This is a genomic window from Pedobacter sp. SG908, assembly GCF_011759615.1.
Classification (GTDB): Bacteria; Bacteroidota; Bacteroidia; order Sphingobacteriales; family Sphingobacteriaceae; genus Pedobacter; species Pedobacter riviphilus.
The window spans coordinates 3,422,772-3,441,534 of record NZ_JAAOYY010000001.1; the positions used below are offsets into that span (position 1 = coordinate 3,422,772).

Genomic DNA, 18,763 nt, shown 5'->3' on the forward strand with positions numbered 1-18,763 from the left:
AAGATTCACGCCTACGCGAGCATGATGGATACAATTAGTTAAAAGCTGTAATGCTTACTGGGCCGATTAAGCCCGAAGGCATTACATTCCAGCTTGATGCATCAAAATCCTTATAGTTAATATTTACAAAATTGATTTCGTGGTAATTCCGCCACTGGATTTTTTTGATGTCCATATCACGGATACGGTTCGCCATCAAATTAACCACTTCAATTTTTATTGTATTATGCCCTGCTTTTAAATATTTCCCAACGCGGGCCTGAAAAGGAATACTCCATAAAATGCCAACTTCCTGACCGTTGATCCACACCCGCGCACTTTCATCAACCTCGTTCAGGTTTAAAACATATTCTTTGGCTGTTTTCGAACTCAGATTAAAACTCGAAGTGTAAACGCCAGTACCAGAAAAGGCCTGTAGTTTAGGATCGCTCAATGTAGTCCAGCTTACTAGTTTAGCTAACTGCTGGTCATCAGGAAGCTCAGGCCCGCCTTCGGTAAAATGTAAATTCCAGGATTGGTTAAGATTAATCGAATTGGCTGCTTTGTTTAAATAAACCCAAGGCGTTTTAGCTGTTCCATTCTGATCAACATTTAAAAACAAACTCTCTCCCGATTTAAGCTGAACGCGGACCTTTTTATTGTGTACTGCCGCTAACCCTACATTCGAACTTTGCGGGTCCATGATCAAAACCTGCCCAGTTTCATTTAAAGAAAGTTCGGTATCAATATCTTTTGCAGTATGGTTTACCAGATAATAATATTTGCCAGTATTTGTTTTTCTCCTGATGAACTGAAGGCCAGTATCGGTTAACGTTTCTCTGTGAATTGCAATTGCTTTTAATGCTTTTCGCACATCGTCAGCGAGCAAGATTAGCCCTGCTCCAATTTTAAACTGTTTAATACCATCCACGCCATCCCTAAAAATCAATTTAGCCAAGCTGGCTTTTAGCTGTGTACGGCGCGTTTCGAGATTATTTAAACCTGGAACATCCTGAGGTAATGCCTGAAAAATGACTTTCGCACCATTGCTGGCGAGTTTTATCATTTGATCTAGCGTTTCCGGGCTCATCATTTCGCATTGCGGAACAATTAACACCTGGTATGGCGCAGCAGTCGCGTTGGTACTGATCAATGCTTTGTTAACCGTTGATTGCTTTAACAGTCGATCAGATGCAAAATCAAAAGAATAACCCGATTTAGAAAGTGTTTTTGATAATTTATAAAAGGCTGTTGGATGCAGCCACTCATCAACATCATGCACTTTTAAGGCCATATCCAAACCTTTTGCCTTGTTCCATACATCATATATTGGCCAATAGATCAAAAGTTCGTTGTCTGGCTTTCCTGATTGAAGAATAGATTGACAACGGGCTATATAATTGTTTAATCCTTGTGCTTGTGGCCACAAACTGTTATTTGGGTTCATTTCTACAGATGCATAAAACAGCCATCCCGGCCAAGGCACATTTGTTGGCGAATTGGTGGTTCCATGATAAAAAATATGATTGATTCCTGCGAGGAACAATTGTTCTGCTTCTGGTTTACATTGCGAAAATGAAGTTTTAAAATGTTCGGTTAGCCAGGTAAACGTTTCGGAAGACGCCAGTTTTTTGCCACCTGTGTGTGCTGCAGATGATGCAAATTTGCTCATTATCGGATCGGGATCTACGTTGCGAATATCCGTTGCATCGCGCCTAAGGCCTGGAATTGGGAAGTAACTCGAACCAAAGGTTTCCGTTTCGGGAATATCAACCGCGCCATAAAGATCGAGCAGATTGCCCGGCGAACCATGCGACTGGTTTTTAGTAACCGATTTAAGCTGATGTGCCCAATTGGTCCAGTTTTGCGTAAAATTATGGAGCAAAAGTTCATCCATGGTTTCACGATAATCGGATTTTAAACGGGCTATATGTTCGCTTGTAGAATCTTTGCTGGTTAATTCTCTAATATGCGTTGCCAGATCGTAGCCTCTGTTTTTCTTAAATTCCTGAAAGAAAGTAGGTGTCCATGTGGCACCATACACTTCATAACTATCGTTAAAAAACGATCGAATGCCCTGGGGTTTGCCTCCAAAAGCATCCGAAAATCTTTTGAGGTAAACATCAACTGCATTTTTATCGAGATGATCCAAAGTAAAACCTTCTCCGCCAGGTGCTGCACGTTTAACCATTTGCCTGGTTTTACCTGCAAAAGCAGCATAAATATCCCAGCTGCCTCTACCAGGCGACCAATTTAAAAATCCATCAGCCTGAACTTTTGGAAGCAGATCGAGTACCTCTCCATTCGTACCGTAAGCGGTTAAAGCCTGTAATTGCACGAAATCCTGTTTGGCTTCTTTAACTTTAATGGCTTCAGTCAACTTTTCGCCAGCTTTTAGGGTATATTGTTGGGTAATCAGTTTGGTAGCCGCGTTTTCAGGCTTAATCTGCGGACCGCCAAAAGGCCAGCCAGTACCAGTATTCATATCAACCCCTAAGCCTAAAGTATTTGCTTTATTTACCGTGTAGTGCAATATATTCATCCATTCTGGCGATAAAAACTGTAAATATTGCTTTTCAAAACCTTTGACCCCATAAATTGGCGTAATTTCTACCCCGCCAAGGCCTGCATCTGCGTATTTCTTTAAAACTACGTTCAAATTCTGTTCGTCTACGGCATTTCCCATCCACCACCAGCGGGTCCAGGGTTTCATCTGCTTTTCAATAACGGGCCAGTTACCTGTATTTTTCACAGGCTTTTGAGCTTTAGCCAAACAAAAAGTTAATGTGCTTAGCAGCAAGACAGAACAGAATCGTTGTAATTGCATAAGTTTAATCTAAATGGAATACCATTTCTAAAGGGAATGTTTTTGGAGAATTATCGGCATTGGTTTCCATAATATCGGCCATGTATGCCCACCATTTTTGTACAATCTGGGTGCTGCCTAAATCTTGAGAGGAACTTCCGTTTTGTTGCTGCACGGCAAAAAGTGTATTGGTTTCTTTATCTAAAAAGATAGAATAATCACTTATACCATTTTCCTTTAATAAAGTGGATAATTCTGGCCAGATCTCATCGTGACGCTTTTTATATTCAGTTTCAAAACCGGGTTTAAGTTTCATCTTAAATGCAATTTTCATGTTTTCAATTTTATTTTTTAAGGGGTTTAATTAAGTTAAAGCCCCTTTTATTACTTTAGTGGTCAGCGTTACCACGAACCGCAAATATTATTTATCTTTACCCAAACCGAAATCGCTCAGTTTCGGTCTGTGGGGACACAAACCGAGGAACTAACCAACCGTCAATTCACTACAATAGTCAAATCAGTACTGTTATCTCCAGCTGACTTAAGCCAGAGTATCTTATTTTTTATATCATAAAACCAACCTTCGGTTTTATCCAATTGGTCTGCTGTCTTTAAAACGCTTAATTTAATCCCATTTTCTGAAACGACATTAGGATTTACCTTTCCTGTCAAATGTATTTTAGCCAAGTATTTATGTTTAGTTGGTTTAAAACTACCTGTTGGTTTAGCCACTTTCAGGGTAAGATTGGCAGCTGTTAATGACGAAGTAATCTTAGTTAAAGCAAAGTTTCCAGTTTTGTATGCCGAGCTTAAGTTATCGTCTTCATACATTTCATATTTTGATTCGCCATAAGGAAAAATGTCCAAAGTAATTACATCTACTGGTTTCTCACCACTGTACACCATTTCAGGTTGCATCGGAATGATGCTACCCGCTTTAACAAACAGCGGAATGGTATCCAAGGGTGCCACCACATGGTGATAACTTTTACCTTCGTATTTTTGGCTTGTCCAATAATTAAACCAGGTACCTGCTGGTAAATATACCGAGCGGGTGATGGCGCCTTTAGTAGTTACCGGCGCAACCATTAAATTATCGCCAAACATATATTGATCACCTATATCGTACACATTTTCATCATCCTGATGGTTAAGTACCAAAGCCCTCATCATCGGCGAACCCGTTTCGTATTGCTGATGCATACTGGTGTATAAATAAGGGAATAAACGGTAACGCAACAGGTCGTATTTTTTGAAATTACGCAAAGCATCCTCACCATATTTCCAGGGTTCTTTATAACCTGGATGATCCATCCCAAAAACAAGGGCAATCGGACTGAACATCCCAAACTGTACCCAACGGATATACAGCTCAGGATCGGCCTGATGTTCGAAGCCACCCATACAATGTGCCCATGAACCTACGCCCGAAAGACCAACATTCAGGCCGGCTTTAATTACCGGAGCAAAATACTGCCATTCGCTTGGCCAATCGCCAGCAAAAATATATGGATAACGTTGAATGCCCGAATAACCTTCGCGGGTTTGATTTAATCCCCTAAAACCGTTAAACCTTTCGAACTCCAAAAACGGTGCTTTGGCATAAGCGATGGGAAAAAGATTGTGCAAACGTTCTGCATCTTTACCGGTTGGACCAACTTTTTCACTCTCATTGGCCAGTGAACCAAAAGCACTTCCTTCATCGGTTTTCAGAAATTTAGCGCCTAATTTTGCTACCCGCATTACGCCGTTATCCCACCACCATTGCGTAGCCTTTTCATCAAAAAAGTTTACAAATTCGCCGGGTTTACCATTTTCGGGATAAGTGTAACCCTGCGCTCTGGCCTGATCTAACAGGTTTAATTTTTTGGCGTTATCAAACCGTGGACGAAGGTGCAATCCAACCATTTTATAGTTCATGGCATAAATGCTATCGAACATCGATTTTGGATCTTTAAAGGTTTCCCTCCATTCGAAAGAAGTTGCTCCTTTACCCCCGTTTTCGCCAAATAAGCGCCAGGTAGAATCTAACCAAAGCAGATCAACCGGAATGCCTAACGACCGGTATTTTTTTGCCAGCTCAACTACATAATGATCGGAAGTTTGCGCCTCATGACCCCAGGTACCACCACTGTATGTACCCGCATGTAAGCCTAAAGCAAACTGCGGTAACATCGGCGATTTGCCGGTGATACTGGTATAATGATCTAAAATAGCCGGAAAAGTTGGTCCGTACATAAAATAGTAATCCAATTCTCCATCAGCAGCTTTAAAACTGTACTGATCTTTTTGGGAAGCGCCCATATCCCATTCGGTAGCAAAAGAATTATGCAAGAAAATACCATAACCTTTTGTACTCATAAAAAACGGAACCGGGCAATAATTGGCTTCCAATATATTGTAGGCACCAATGGCATGCGGCAAACCTTTACCACGACCAACGTTTAACGTTACTTTTTTAAAGCGGCGATCCATAAAATCCATGCGCTCGCCAAAACCAAAAAAATGCTCATCGGCCTGCAGTTTTTTAGTTACCCCAACCTGTGTATTTTCTTTAACTACCCCTCCATTTACTTCGCTACTCAGTAATTTACCTCTGGCATCAAAAACATCAACCCTGAACGGGCTTTTGTATAATTTAACGACCAACTTTGAAGTGGCAAGCAAGAAATGATCTTTTTTATCTGCAACTTTAACCGCTACATTAGCCCAGTTGTAATTAATCACCATCAGATTTTCATTGGCTTCGAATTTCCCGTTCCAACTGCTTCTGAACCTGAATATTTCTGGTGTACAGAATTCTAATTTCACCTCTCCTTTAGTAGTTAAAAATGAAATGGTATTATCCGTTTTCTTAAAACCAGATTTATAATCGCCAATGTTTTGTGCCCTGGCAATGGCAAGCATAAAAATTAAGGATAAGGCAAAAGCTAAAAGTTTCTTCATCATATTTATTGTATTTCCAACTGGTTAATTACCAAGCCCGGATCGAGCATATAAATTTTCACAGTCGATTTACCTGTTTTATTGATCTCATGTTTGGTTATGCCCGAAGCGTAACCTTGTAATACATTCTGTTTCCAGGTATTATTTTCTGAAGCCGGAGAAATATTAATAACCTGCGGCTGATCATTATTTACCGAAATGGCATAACGTACGTTAATACCATTATTAACGCCTTGCGTAGGCAGGCATTTCACTTCGATCTGGTGTTCGCCCTGGGTTTTAAAATCAATATCATAAACCATAAAAGCAGCATTTTGAAGTGCTGTTTCGCCAATTGATTTAAAAGTAAAAGGATAAAGCGAAATGCCATCGCCACCTAAACCCAGTCCTTTAAAGGTTTGTAAAGATAGTCCCTTCGGCACTGACTTCTCGGCATATTTAGCCGCACGAACAATGATTTTATTTTCAGTTTTCACTACTGTACCTAAGGGCTTCGTGGCCACAGAATCAGCCACTTTTGGCATTTTAAAAACGGCTAAATCACGTGGTTTCCAGCTCATCATTCCGTTCCACTTGCCACCTGCAATTTCCTCATTGTATTTTTTGGTAATTAATTGAATCTGCTCAAAAGCAGCTTTTGATTTTTTCGAATAAGTTAACGCCGATTCTTCTCCTCTTGCGGCTAATTCCAGACTTTTCTTTGCATATAAAATCTTCTGGTTCATCAGCATGGCACCTTCAACCGGATATAAAATTAATTCAAAATAAGCGTCTTTTAACCGTGCTGGCATCTGATCATTTAAATTTTTAGCCTGATCATAAATCTTTTGGTATGCAGCCAAACGTTCTTCGGCCTGGGCATCAGTAAAATTAACATTGGCCATATGCTCTGGCTTAGCGGTCTGCGCCAAGCGATAATAAATTGCTTTTATTTCGGCAATGGGTTTTGCAAATTCAGCACCGAAAGTCTCAGCAGCCCAGCTTTCAGCATAATTATCCGCATTTTCGGGTTTCCACTGGTTTACATTCCAGGCCAAATCCATGGCAAACTGCGTTTCCATTTCGGCAGGTTTAATATCACCCACATTTATGACCCAAAGGCGATCGGCTTTGTACTGATAAGCCTTGGTTAACTCGTAAGAAATCAATGATGGAGAAATGGAAGACAGCCAAAGGTAATCTTGCGGGGCACCCCAATAAGAGATGTGATAATACACGCCACTTCCACCTGAGCGTTTTTGCTCTTCAGGGTTCGAAAGCTGACGGATGTAACCGTGATTATCGTCAGCCCAAACAATGGTCACATCATCAGGTAGTTTTAAGCCAGCCTGATATAATGAAAGTACTTCTTTGTAAGGGCAAAAAATCTGCGGAATGGAGTTTGCAGGTTTAGTAATGTTCTTGCTTAAAATTGTCCTTTGATCAGTTATGATTTCTTCTAACAACTTTACTTTTGCATTTTTATCTTTTGGTCCTGGCATGCTGCCATCGTGGATGCCACGCATCCCCACAGTATAAATCGATTCATAATTTTTTGCTTCCTTAACCCGATCGGTCCAATAGTTTGCAATTTCATTTTTATTCAGATCGTAACGCCATTCGCCTGGTTTTTTACCGTATTCATGCTCAAAATTCTCTGCCCATTCGAAAACATTGTTCCGCAGCATCGGCTCACAATGACTCGAACCTAAAACAATGGCGTATTTATCGGCCAATACCGGATTATCGGCATAATGGTAGAATGCCTTAGTAGAAGGATGCATGCCCGGCCAGATGTAGTTGGCTTTTAAGCGTAGCAGCAGTTCGAATATTTTGGCATAGGTTTTCGGGCCGATATCTTTCACATCGGCATCCATCATTTTAGCAGCCCAGGGTTGGATTCCCCAATCCTCGTCGTTGATAAAAATACCCCGGTATTTAACCGATGGCGATTCTATTAAAGGTTCAGCAGCTTTAATGTATAACGATTTTTTTTGTGCAGGTTTCACATCAGCCCACCAACAGAGCGGAGATACGCCAAGCATCCGGGACAGCTGGAAAACGCCATAAGCAGTCCCACGTCTATCACTACCGGCAATAACCAGTGCTCTTTTTACACCTTTTACAGGGTTTTCGATCACTGAAACCGAAAAGGTTTCCCATTTACCAGATAAAGTACTGCGGTCGATTTTCCCTTCCCTAGCCAATTGATCGATATAAAACGATTGTCCAAGTGTGCCAATAATGATTGGGTAAGCACTTAAAGTAGGATTATTTTTAAAAATGCGAGCGGTTATACCTGTTAACAAATGGATGTCATCTTTAAATACTTCGGCAGCAATCTCAACAACTTCAGCATCTTTTTCGTCGAAATAGATAGGTGATGCTTTTCCTTCATTCACAATCGGGAAAGATGAAATACCATTAATTTCAGAAACAGCAATGCCTGCCCTTTGCGCCATATTCTGTTTGGGCAACAAGAACAACAACATTAATACCATTAAACCAGCTAGATTTCTGAAATTCATTTTAATTATTTTGTAAGCTTGTAAACCTCAGTTCCGGCCAATAGGAAACAACCCAAACCGTAATCTTCAAAATCGGGTACGCTGGTATAACTTACAGGCTGCCCGTCTTTTGGTTCCTTACCTGTTCCCTGCATAAAACCGATAAAACCATTTTTTTGAACGGCATCTTTCGTCATGGCATTCCAGGCTTTAGTAATGATAGGCAGATAAGTAGCCTTATCTAAAATACCTTGATTTACCCCCCAGGCCATACCATATACAAACAAAGCAGTGCCCGAAGTTTCTTTACCGCCAAAATGCGTTGCGTCATGTAAACTTACATTCCAAAAACCATCAGTGCGTTGGATTGGCACCAAAGCTTTGATCATTTCGTGGTAGGTTTTTAAATATTCATTGCGGTGAGCTTCATTTTCAGGGATAATTTCCAATACGCGCACCAATGCGGCAACCACCCATCCGTTTCCTCTGGCCCAATAACAATCTTCACCATTTGGTTCTTTATAAGGTGGAACAAAATCTTTATCGCGCCACCAAAGACCATCTTTAGCATTGTACAAGCCACCACCCTCGGTATTTTTAGCATGCATATACATTTTGTACATGTAATTATAATAAGTAGTATCATTGTATAATTTACTCAATTTGGCAAAAACGGGCATACCCATTTGTATGGCATCAATCCAGGTCCAATCGCTTACCTTACCCGACTTAATCACCAGATCGATAGAAGCTTTTATGTCTTTAATGCGTTCAGGCTGTTTATCAATCAGATAAAGATCGATATAGGTCTGCCCACAGGCCTGATCGTCTGCATTTTTTGTAACAATACCATTTCTTAAGCCCCAGTTATGCTTTTCGCCCCATTGAACGGCATAATCGTAATATTCTTTTTTAGGATGGATTTTATAAAGATTCATTAATCCTTCGTAATACACGGCCCTTGTCCAGATGTTGCTCGGCCGCTCCCTATTGGTTATGATTGATTTCCCCGCATCAGGCCATTTATCCATGAAATAAGCATTGGTTAATTTTAATACTTTTAAAACCTCTTTTTTATTCGGGATTTTCTGTGCCATAAGTAGCTGAACAGATATACTCAGTAGTATAGCAGAGGTAAATATAAATTTCTTCATGGTGGTTTGGCTTATCTTAATTGGTTTTTGGTTTTACTTTTAGCTCATCCGGACTATCTTTTGTAAAGGTATCGAACTGAATTTTCGAAGGGCTTTCAAAAATATCTTTTATGGTATTAAAAGCCACTTCATATTTTGGATTAAACTGATCGGACATCATATATTGCTGCAAACTGAAATAGAGTTGTTGTGCTGCAGGCGAATCTTTTAAATCGGGCGAGAGATTGGCACTAGAAACAATCAACTTTCCCTTGCCAACTTTCGCCTCAAAAACCAGTGCCAAACGGCGGTTCAGAAACCAGGTATCAATTGGTTGAATAATTGGCTTAAATCCCGAAGGGAAATCTTCGAGGTTCATTACCTGCGCTTTGTTTACGATTTCCCACCACTGCATATCGCTGTGGAAATCGGTCGGAAAGTTGTTAAAAGCGGCGTGTTTTGGATCGCATAAAATACCCAAAGTATGAGGCGGGCGCATTTTAAACCACGATGTATTCCAAAAAACAGGTAGAAAAGTTTGCACCACTTCTTTCCCTTTCACCACCTTGCCTGCTGCATTGAGAAAAACATTCCCTCCCTCGGCCAAAACAGCCTGCGCTTTGTCATCTAAGCTGGTGCAGTAATACACGTTACTTTTAACCTGTGGCAATTGTGCAGGGTAAACCCAGAAACTCCAATCGTTGGCAAATTCAGTTCCATCAACGGTAACCTCCAATTTTAGTCTTGTTGCTTTTGTAATACTATTTAACGGAAATTTAATTTCTCCGATGGCAATACAATTGGTAACAGCTAAGGTTTTAGGGTTGAAATTACCTTTTGCTACATTTACGCCGCTTTCGTTTTTGAGGGTCCAGGAGAGTTTTGCATTTTCGATGGGCGCTTTACCAAAATGTGCCACCTCTACGGCAGCTTCCAGGGTTTCTGCATTGGTAAATACAAACTTTGAAACTTTTAAAAGAGGTACAGTGCTGTTAGAAAAACGCTTGAATTCTTTAGCCGTGATATAACCTTTTTCATCCCAGAAGGCATCTAAAACACCTACAAGTGCTGTTCCTTGTCCTGGGTAATCATTTAGCGACAATAACTGATAGCCGTTGTAATTCGGTGTGCGTAATGCTTTTTCGATTTCATTTTTATAACAGAGGGCTTGTAATTTACCCGAAGCCATTAAAAAATCGTGCCCTTGATCGGCCATGTCGTGGTCTTTAAGATCTTCCTGGAACATTTCGAAGTTTTTCGCACGATAAACACCTGTATATTTTTTTATTTCATCGAAATTAGGAAAGGCACAGTACTGCCCCATTTCGTGCGCTACAAAAGGAACGGTAAACTGTTCGATCTGTTTGGCATAGGTGGAAATACTTTCTGGCTTTCTGCTCCAATCTAAACCTCTTGCACCAGCCCGAACCATATATTCGTTATTTGGAATAATCGGCCAGCTACCACCAACTGATGCACCTGTATATAATCTTCTCGAATCTTTAGCTTTCCAGTAATTATTGAATTTGGTGAGGTATTCTACTTGTCTGCCACGCGGTTCATTTCCATAGGCCATCATACAAAAAGAAGCATAATTGCCATAGTTTTTAGTCATGCGATTGGTTTCGTCGTAGATAAACTGATCAATTGGTTTTCCATCTCCGATAGATGAACCATGATTGGCCCAGCTTGGCCCTTCTGGCTGAAGGTAAAAGCCGATTTGATCTGCAGCGATAAAAGCAGCTTCTGGTGGGCAAAACGAATGGAAGCGCATGTGGTTTAACCCATGGGCCTTTGAAATTTTAAAAATGCGTACCCATGCAGCAACATCCATTGATGGATAACCTGTTAACGGAAATTCGCAATTGTTAACCGTACCACGTAAAAAAACCGGACGACCGTTAATTTCAAAAGTTCTGCCCACAGCTTTAAACTCACGCATGCCGAATTGTACCTTTTTCTCATCTTTTTGGCCATCTTTAGATAGTAAAGTAGCTGTTAAACGGTACAATGCCGGGTCAAACTCATCCCAGGTAGCTATTTTATCGCCCATTGGCAAATTGATTTCCAAAGCACCATCACCATTTGTAATTTGGTAAGCCACTGTTACAGGCTTAACCTGAAGTAAATTTGTGGTATTGAAAGTTGTAGCAGCAAGCGTAACTTTTCCGGCAGATGATTGGTTGGTATTGGCTTTAAGCTGGATTTTAATCTTAGCAGATTTATTCTTTAAATTGGGATAAACCTGAATATCTTCAAAATACACAGGCGAGCCAGCCACCAGCTCCATTTTACCCACCACACCATTCCAGTTTCCTTGAGTGTGATCGGTTAAACTATGCGAATCCTGCCCCACATTTATCGCTTTGATGCGATTGTCAATCAATAAAGTAACCGTATGTTTCCCTGCTTTTAAATTTGCCGGGAGTTCAAAATTTTGCGCAACCACAAAGGTATACTGGGTCCCGATTTCAATATCATCTACCCAAAACTTTGTTTCAGAATGAGGATATTCTAAAGATAACACCAACCTCTTACCCTTCCAATTGGCAGGTATTTCAATATCTTTCTGATACCATGCCGCACCTGTATAATGTTTGGCAGGGGTTAACCAGAAAGGTATTTTTAAGCTGTCGGGTTTACGATATTTTTCTAAACGGGGGTGGAAAAAGTACGAGCTATCATAAATACTTCCGGTCCATTTTGTTTTGAGGGTAATGTCATCGCCCTTTAAGTTTTCGGCCATTGAACCTGGCAGATTAACAGATTCGGGAAGAATGGAGGAATACCATTTTCCTTTTATTCCTTCATCCTTAGCATCAATTTTGAAACGCCACTTGCCAGCAAGCGAGATGCTCTGGGCATGTATTTGTGTAATACTTAAAAGTACAAAAGCAATGCCTATCAGCACTTTGAAAACTCGGTTAACCTGTATCTGCATAAAATTGGACGATTTATCACCGCTGGTATTTGGTTAGGCGGTTAAAATAACATAATATTGGTAGGAAAGCATCCTGTAGTATCCTGCCCGATGGCTTATTTCAGGTAGCTATTCAGTTTATTGTTTTTTAATTTCCTTAAGCCTTCTACCACTGCAGCCGAGTTTAACCTCGCTCCTGCTTCGTTGGTGTGTGTATGGTCTTTTTCTGTAAAAAATGTCTTTACCTCAGTCGCGCTTAAAGCAGCATATTTATCTTTAATGATCTGGTTTAATGGGATAAAATCGACTTTTTCGGCCTTTGCAACTTCTTCTGCCCAGCCTGCATAACTATCGTTAACTAAAACTACGGCATTATCTTTAACCGGATTACGTGGAATCGGCGAGCATACAATAGCTGTTGCACCTTTGGCTTTAATATCGCTAATAAATTTGCGCAGGTACCAACCATAAGTGTAAACCACTTCCTGCTTTTTCTTAATCGGGTTGTAAATTTCCTTGCTTTCCGTTCCAATGCCTTTTATGGTACCACGGGCACGGGCAGTATCATCTAACGGGCTGCTATCGTTATGGCCAAACTGCATCATCACGAAATCGCCTTTTTTTACTTTTGCCAAAACAGCATCCCACAAGCCATTGGTTTGGAAGGTACGGCTGCTGGTACCACCAAGTGCATCGTTTTCTACATTGATTTTTTCGCTGTTGAATAAACCTCCGATAAAACTTCCCCAGCCCCATAAAGCGCCGTCGCCTTTACCTTTTCCGTTTTTAACCGTAGAATCACCAATGAGAAATAAAGTGGGTTTATCTTTTTGTTTAAGGATAATGCACGAAGAAAATATGACGAATGCACCAATTAGGGTTAAGCTTAGATATTTTTTAGTTAATTTCATTGTTATTATTCGAGTGATTACACAAATTATTGGATTTACTACCTTCGGGATGATTACACAGACTATTAAATTATACTGATTACTTTTAGGGTGGCTTACATTAGCCTTTGGTCTTTCACCCTTATTAAAATTAAAGCAGATACTTTTTCAAATTACAGTCTTTTAGTTCCTTAATCCCCTCTACTACCGATTCAGCGTTAACTTTTGCACCTTCCAGATTGGTATGGGTGTGGTCGCCGGGGAAATAGCGTTTTACTTTATCTGGCCCCAGCGCATCATATTTATCGGCGGTGATTTTATTCAAGTCGACGAAATAAGCATTTTCTTCTTTCGCAACTTCAGCGGCCCACTTTCCAAAATCGTTATTGGCTCGAACCACTTTACCATCTTTAAAAACATTCCTTGGGATCATAGAAAGCACAATCGGCGTAGCACCTTTTGCTTTGGTTTCGCGCACAAATTTGCGGATATACCAGCCATAAGTATGTACAGTTTCTACCTTTCCATCGGGCCAGGTTAATACTTTGGTTTCTTCACCGATTCCTTTTAATACACCTCTTCTGCCAGCTTTTGTGGTATCAGGTGCGCTTCCGTCGTTGTGCCCGAACTGCATCGTAACGAAATCACCTGGCTTTAATGTTTCCAACACCTTATCCCACCTGCCTTCAGACAAGAAAGTTCGTGTACTTCTTCCGGCCATGGCATTATTTTCGACATGAATTTTTGTGGTATCAAACAGTGAAGCAATAGGCGTTCCCCAGCCCCAGGTTTCTTTATTCGAATTGCGAACGGTAGAATCGCCAATGGTATGCAACGCAGGTTTATGTTGAGCGATAAAGGCAAAAAAACAAATAATAATGATCATTCCCGCCAGGATAAAGCTGTATTTTTTCATTTTTTATAATTATTTATGGTGTTTATTAGTGTTTTTTAGGTTCTACAAGTACAATATTAGGTTTAGGTGCCTTCTTCATACCAAAACCGAAGTAGAAACCCGTATGTGGTGGTTGATTGTAGCCATCATTTTGCCAGGCGATGCTTAAACGGTACTGTGGGTCGTGCATTAAAGTATAATTGCGGTGTTCTGTAGGTATAGTTGTGGTATAAACGCGTAAACTTTGGTTATCATACGATCTTAAGATCAGTTCTTCACGCCAATCGCCAAAAATATCGGCACTTAATGCCGGTGTAGATTTGGTTCCATTGTTAGAAACAGCCCCATCAGCCGTAAAAAGCCTGCCGCCATTGTATTTATCGATATGGTTTGCATCTAAAAGTTCTCTTGATAAATCGCCGTCCCAGTAAATTACAAAATTGGTCGATCTTGGCTGATCACCTATTCTATTGCCTTTAATATCGTATAAGCCATTCGAACCCGACCACCACATCTGCGCACCGAAACGTGTATTGTCGATATTATCGGCCACTCCTCTACCCACGTCCTCATCAGGTGATCCTTTCCATAATATTTCGCCAGTTTTGGCATCGTAAACAGCCACACCAGCACCTTTTGTACCTTCTTCTATTTCATGTATGCCAAAAACTTCCAAACCCGGACGATCAGGATCAAGATCTGAAACATGAATGGCATCACCATGCCTCAATCCTGTGGTATATAAACCCTTTCCATTATCATCTACACACATCGAACCGTAAATAATTTCATCTTTTCCATCACCATCTACATCTGCAACCGAAAGATTGTGGTTTCCTTGTCCCGAAAATGGATTTTTAGCATCTTTACTATCAAATACCCATCTGGAAGTTAATTTGCCATTACGCCAATCCCAGGCCGCTAAAACCGTTCTACCATAATAGCCCCTGCACATCACCACGCTTGGATGGATGCCATCCAAATAAGCCACACAGGCATTAAAGCGATCTGCACGGTTGCCCGTATTATCGTTTTTGCCATTGCCACCTCTGCCACCCCAGGCACCAATATTGCCACGGGCAGGAATATAATCTGTTGTGGCTAATGCCTCTCCGGTTTTACCACTAAATACGGTTAAAAATTCGGGGCCATCTAATATTTTGCCATTCGGGTTGCGCCAATCTTTGGTCGAATCGCCAATTACTTTTCCTTTGCCGTCCACCGTTCCATCGGCAGTTTTACATACCATTTCGGCAATGCCATCGCCATCCAGGTCATACACCATAAATTGTGTGTAATGTGCTCCTTCGCGGATGTTTTTTCCTAAGTTAATCTCCCACAAAAAAGTTCCATCTAACTTATAAGCCTGGAAAATTGGCGGATCAGTAGGCCCGTTCGATGAGTTATCCCTGCTCCGCCCTGTTTGGTGCAGTACAATTTCATATTCGCCATCTCCGTCTAAATCGCCTACAGAAACATCGTTAGGTGAATAACCCACAGGTGTTTTTAAAGGAATGGTTAAATATTGCTGAACTGGTGAATTGGCAACCAATGTAAAAGATTTACTCGCGTCCAATTCTTTGCCATTTAAAATGGGTTTTACAAAATAACTATTCGAAAGATCAAATTTAACCGCAGCATCTACAAAATTGGTACTCTTGGTAATGGGATCGAGATTGAGTTTTATGGCTTCGTTATTTCCGCTTTTGCGGTATAGGTTAAAAGCAATGTCATCAGCATCAGTACCCAACATCCGCCAGCCTACATAAACAGAACTGCTACTTTGCCGTACGGCAATTACACCGCGGTCGAGTTTTTCCATTTGGCGCTGAGCGAAAAGCTGTACTGTGCAACATAAGCTGATGAAAAAACAGGAAAATCTGATGGTTTTGATCATCATGGCTAATGTGCATGCTTAATTAAAAAATACAATTGATTCATGGCTTATCTAATCGGTTATTGAACTTTATAGGTTGTTTTGGCCGATATGGCCACTCCTTTATCTGTAATTCCATCGGCTTTGATCAAAATATCGGCTTTATTATCTCCATTAAAATAAGTGATGGTTGCTTCGCCATTTTCGTTTGTTTTTACTGCTGGTGACCAGAAAATGGTGGTGCGTAAATCTTTATTTGGTGTTGCCGGAATGCTATAATTTGGCGAATAAAAAGTCCTTGCGGCATAATAACCGTTTAAATTAAGGTTCAGTAAATCTAAATTTGGTCCGCGCAAAGCTTCATCTTTCAAATTAAGACTAATCAGGTACACATCTTTTCCGCTACTGTTTAACAGATGCTGAATTTTAACCTGATTAATCTGATCCATGGTCAAACTGTAGTAATCTAAGCGCTCGGTAAAGAGTTCCTCTCTGTTATTTACTTTTATTATCGGCCTAACCCTTTTTCCATTGGCAATAAAAGTGACTCCTTCATTGCCCAGCGTATCATTTTCTTCTGCCGGATAACTTCCTTTAGCCTTTGTTAATAGAAAATGTTCTAATCCTTTATATGAATAATCGGCTGCTGTAATATTGAAAACCTCTTCAGGGTAACCGAATGACGTAAGTACATCCTGAAACAACGTTACCTTGTTGTTTTGGGCCGCCTTAATTTCAATATCTTTAAGGCTGATCGAATCGCCAAACTTGTAAGTCCGGTTATAATCCATGCGCTTTCCTATTTCTACATTCAGGGTATTCGAAATTCCAGATGATATCGTTTTTAACGGTGTCAAATTTAAAGGTTTAATCAATGTATCAATCTGCAACCAGCCACCTTTTTTCCCTTTATCATCTTTTGATGAAATTTTTACCGTTTGATTGCCATACCAACTCAACCCATCCAGGAAATAGCGCCCATTCTGATCGGTTTTCGTGGTAAAGATTTTATTGCCTGTAAAATTGGTGCCAAACAGGGTAATATTCATATTCGGGATTGGTTTATCAGCCAGTTTCTCTCTTACCATTCCTTTAATTGTGATGCCAGGCTCGGGCAAATAACTTATTTTAATAACAGAATCGGCCAGTTTTCTCCAGATATAATCTCGCCAGCCCTGGGTAAGCAACAATAAGTCGAGCTGTTTTAAACGAGACGGGTTTTTAGTATCAAAATATTGTGCAGCATTTTTAATATCTCCCTTTACTTCCGATTGTAACATCAAATACGAAACAATATCATTTCCATCATCAGGAATAAGCCCATCAACGGCAGCTAATGAAAATGCAGTTTTAGCAGGCTGGCCAAGAAAATTAGTCGCTTTTACTTTAATAGCCACTTTCTCTCTCGGCTTATAAACGTTTTTGCTTAGGCTAAGCGAAAAGTTCACTTTATTTTCTTCTTGTATAAAAATAAGCCGTTCACAATTTGGCCTGTTCTGATCATCTAATAACGTTATGCTTGCAATACCATTCGGTAAACCTTTAGTTGGGATAGACACTGATACTGTAGCTTTACTTAATTTAATTGATCCGGAATAAATATTATCGCCTGCATGTTTAATGACAAGCGAAATGGTCTTATCCCGCAACTCACCGAACATTAACTCATTAGCACTAATATTTGCCTTGATATTTAAAGAATCGGTGGTAACATGTAATGAAAGTCCTTTTTTAAGACTTGCTGGCATTTCTGACGAGAATTTTTCTTTGCCATAAAATCCTTCAACCTTATATTTCTCATCTGTTTTAGGCGTAAAAGCAAAAATACCTATCCCCACATCGGTACTTTGAAAAGTAGTTACGGTATCGCCCTTTGATGAAATTATGCTACCTGTGGCTTTAATTCCATTCCCAGCATCATCATTAGTTTTAAAGGCAACGATACTGGTTAATCCTTCAACCAATGAGCCACCCTCCGGGAAAAATGCTATCATTTTTTTCGAATTGGAAACATCGGCTTTCTTAGCTGGATTACGCGTAAAATAAGATCCGTTTTCGATCACGTTATTGCTGATATAAATCCTTTTTTGAAAAACAAAATCATCGCCAAAGTTCCGCATCCAATTGGTGTAAGCCCTAATGCCATACCAACCAGTAGGAATAGAATCTTTTAGTTTAAAATCTCCTTTTCCCAGTCCACCATCCAGCCTGATCATTTTCCGGTCTAAAACTTCTGATTTTGGTGAAAGCAGCTCAACATATAAATTATTGCTGGTTGCGGTTAAACTGCTGCTTTTTCCATTTACCAAATAGGCGCTAAACCAAACATCCTCACCAGTGCTGTAATAACTACGGTCTATCTGCAGGTATGATTTCTCAAAAAAGAGTTTAACCGATTGTTTATCTGCAGTTTTTTGCTGTGCCAAACCACAAAGTGTTAATGAACTTAGGAGGCTAAGCAAAATGTATTTTTTGAAATTCATATTAATTTGTCCATTAGGAAAAACAAAATTTTGCACACAAAACCCCTTCAAAAAAACATAGTCATACCAGAATATTGAAGAAACGAAGGCTCATCATGTGTTATTGGTTAGTGGATCATAACAGCCGCTGGGTAATGGCCATTAACCGATTCATGTCGAATGTAAATAGTATATTTTTAAGGTGCATCCTGTAGTATCCTGCTTTTTGATAATGGCAATATGTTATAAGAAAGATTTTAAAGGTTTCTGAAAAATAAATTTTAAACATCTAGTAAAAAGTTACTTTACTAAACCCTTTTACTAATTCTGTCTATATTTCCTTTGCTTACATTATTTTCTCAAATGCTAA

Annotated in this window: 10 protein-coding genes; all 10 read right to left on the reverse strand. The window is 40.0% G+C overall.

What is annotated here, in order from left to right:
- Positions 1-34: 34 nt before the first annotated feature.
- Positions 35-2,806, reverse strand: a complete 2,772-nt coding sequence (locus FHT21_RS13940) for a glycosyl hydrolase (RefSeq protein ID WP_167295246.1) — start codon at positions 2,804-2,806, stop codon at positions 35-37.
- Positions 2,807-2,810: 4 nt separating this feature from the next.
- Positions 2,811-3,119 carry an L-rhamnose mutarotase gene (rhaM, locus tag FHT21_RS13945; protein WP_167295247.1) on the reverse strand — a complete coding sequence of 103 codons (309 nt, stop codon included), beginning with the start codon at positions 3,117-3,119 and terminating at the stop codon, positions 2,811-2,813.
- Between the two features lie 161 nt (positions 3,120-3,280).
- Positions 3,281-5,734: a TIM-barrel domain-containing protein gene (locus tag FHT21_RS13950; protein WP_167295248.1), complete on the reverse strand. Its 2,454-nt coding sequence runs from the start codon at positions 5,732-5,734 to the stop codon at positions 3,281-3,283.
- 2 nt (positions 5,735-5,736) lie between these two features.
- The gene (locus FHT21_RS13955; protein ID WP_167295249.1) at positions 5,737-8,238 is read right to left on the reverse strand and encodes a glycosyl hydrolase 115 family protein; all 2,502 of its coding nucleotides are present in this window, start codon (positions 8,236-8,238) and stop codon (positions 5,737-5,739) included.
- A 5-nt stretch (positions 8,239-8,243) separates the two neighbouring features.
- Positions 8,244-9,371: a glycoside hydrolase family 88 protein gene (locus FHT21_RS13960; RefSeq protein WP_167295250.1), complete on the reverse strand. Its 1,128-nt coding sequence runs from the start codon at positions 9,369-9,371 to the stop codon at positions 8,244-8,246.
- Positions 9,372-9,387: 16 nt separating this feature from the next.
- Positions 9,388-12,291, reverse strand: a complete 2,904-nt coding sequence (locus FHT21_RS13965) for a sugar-binding domain-containing protein (RefSeq protein WP_167295251.1) — start codon at positions 12,289-12,291, stop codon at positions 9,388-9,390.
- A gap of 95 nt (positions 12,292-12,386) precedes the next feature.
- Positions 12,387-13,181: a rhamnogalacturonan acetylesterase gene (locus tag FHT21_RS13970; protein WP_167295252.1), complete on the reverse strand. Its 795-nt coding sequence runs from the start codon at positions 13,179-13,181 to the stop codon at positions 12,387-12,389.
- 130 nt (positions 13,182-13,311) lie between these two features.
- Entirely contained in the window at positions 13,312-14,076 is a 765-nt protein-coding gene (locus FHT21_RS13975) for a rhamnogalacturonan acetylesterase (protein WP_167295253.1), read from the reverse strand.
- Positions 14,077-14,101: 25 nt separating this feature from the next.
- Entirely contained in the window at positions 14,102-15,877 is a 1,776-nt protein-coding gene (locus FHT21_RS13980) for a rhamnogalacturonan lyase (RefSeq protein ID WP_243853994.1), read from the reverse strand.
- A gap of 134 nt (positions 15,878-16,011) precedes the next feature.
- Positions 16,012-18,414: a hypothetical protein gene (locus FHT21_RS13985; protein ID WP_167295254.1), complete on the reverse strand. Its 2,403-nt coding sequence runs from the start codon at positions 18,412-18,414 to the stop codon at positions 16,012-16,014.
- Positions 18,415-18,763 lie beyond the last annotated feature (349 nt).

What these genes read in the sequence shown, in the direction of transcription:
- FHT21_RS13940 (WP_167295246.1), bottom strand. Translation starts at nt 2,806, where the DNA reads ATGCAATTACAACGATTCTGTTCTGTCTTGCTGCTAAGCACATTAACT.
- rhaM (WP_167295247.1), bottom strand. Translation starts at nt 3,119, where the DNA reads ATGAAAATTGCATTTAAGATGAAACTTAAACCCGGTTTTGAAACTGAA.
- FHT21_RS13950 (WP_167295248.1), bottom strand. Translation starts at nt 5,734, where the DNA reads ATGATGAAGAAACTTTTAGCTTTTGCCTTATCCTTAATTTTTATGCTT.
- FHT21_RS13955 (WP_167295249.1), bottom strand. Translation starts at nt 8,238, where the DNA reads ATGAATTTCAGAAATCTAGCTGGTTTAATGGTATTAATGTTGTTGTTC.
- FHT21_RS13960 (WP_167295250.1), bottom strand. Translation starts at nt 9,371, where the DNA reads ATGAAGAAATTTATATTTACCTCTGCTATACTACTGAGTATATCTGTT.
- FHT21_RS13965 (WP_167295251.1), bottom strand. Translation starts at nt 12,291, where the DNA reads ATGCAGATACAGGTTAACCGAGTTTTCAAAGTGCTGATAGGCATTGCT.
- FHT21_RS13970 (WP_167295252.1), bottom strand. Translation starts at nt 13,181, where the DNA reads ATGAAATTAACTAAAAAATATCTAAGCTTAACCCTAATTGGTGCATTC.
- FHT21_RS13975 (WP_167295253.1), bottom strand. Translation starts at nt 14,076, where the DNA reads ATGAAAAAATACAGCTTTATCCTGGCGGGAATGATCATTATTATTTGT.
- FHT21_RS13980 (WP_243853994.1), bottom strand. Translation starts at nt 15,877, where the DNA reads ATGGAAAAACTCGACCGCGGTGTAATTGCCGTACGGCAAAGTAGCAGT.
- FHT21_RS13985 (WP_167295254.1), bottom strand. Translation starts at nt 18,414, where the DNA reads ATGAATTTCAAAAAATACATTTTGCTTAGCCTCCTAAGTTCATTAACA.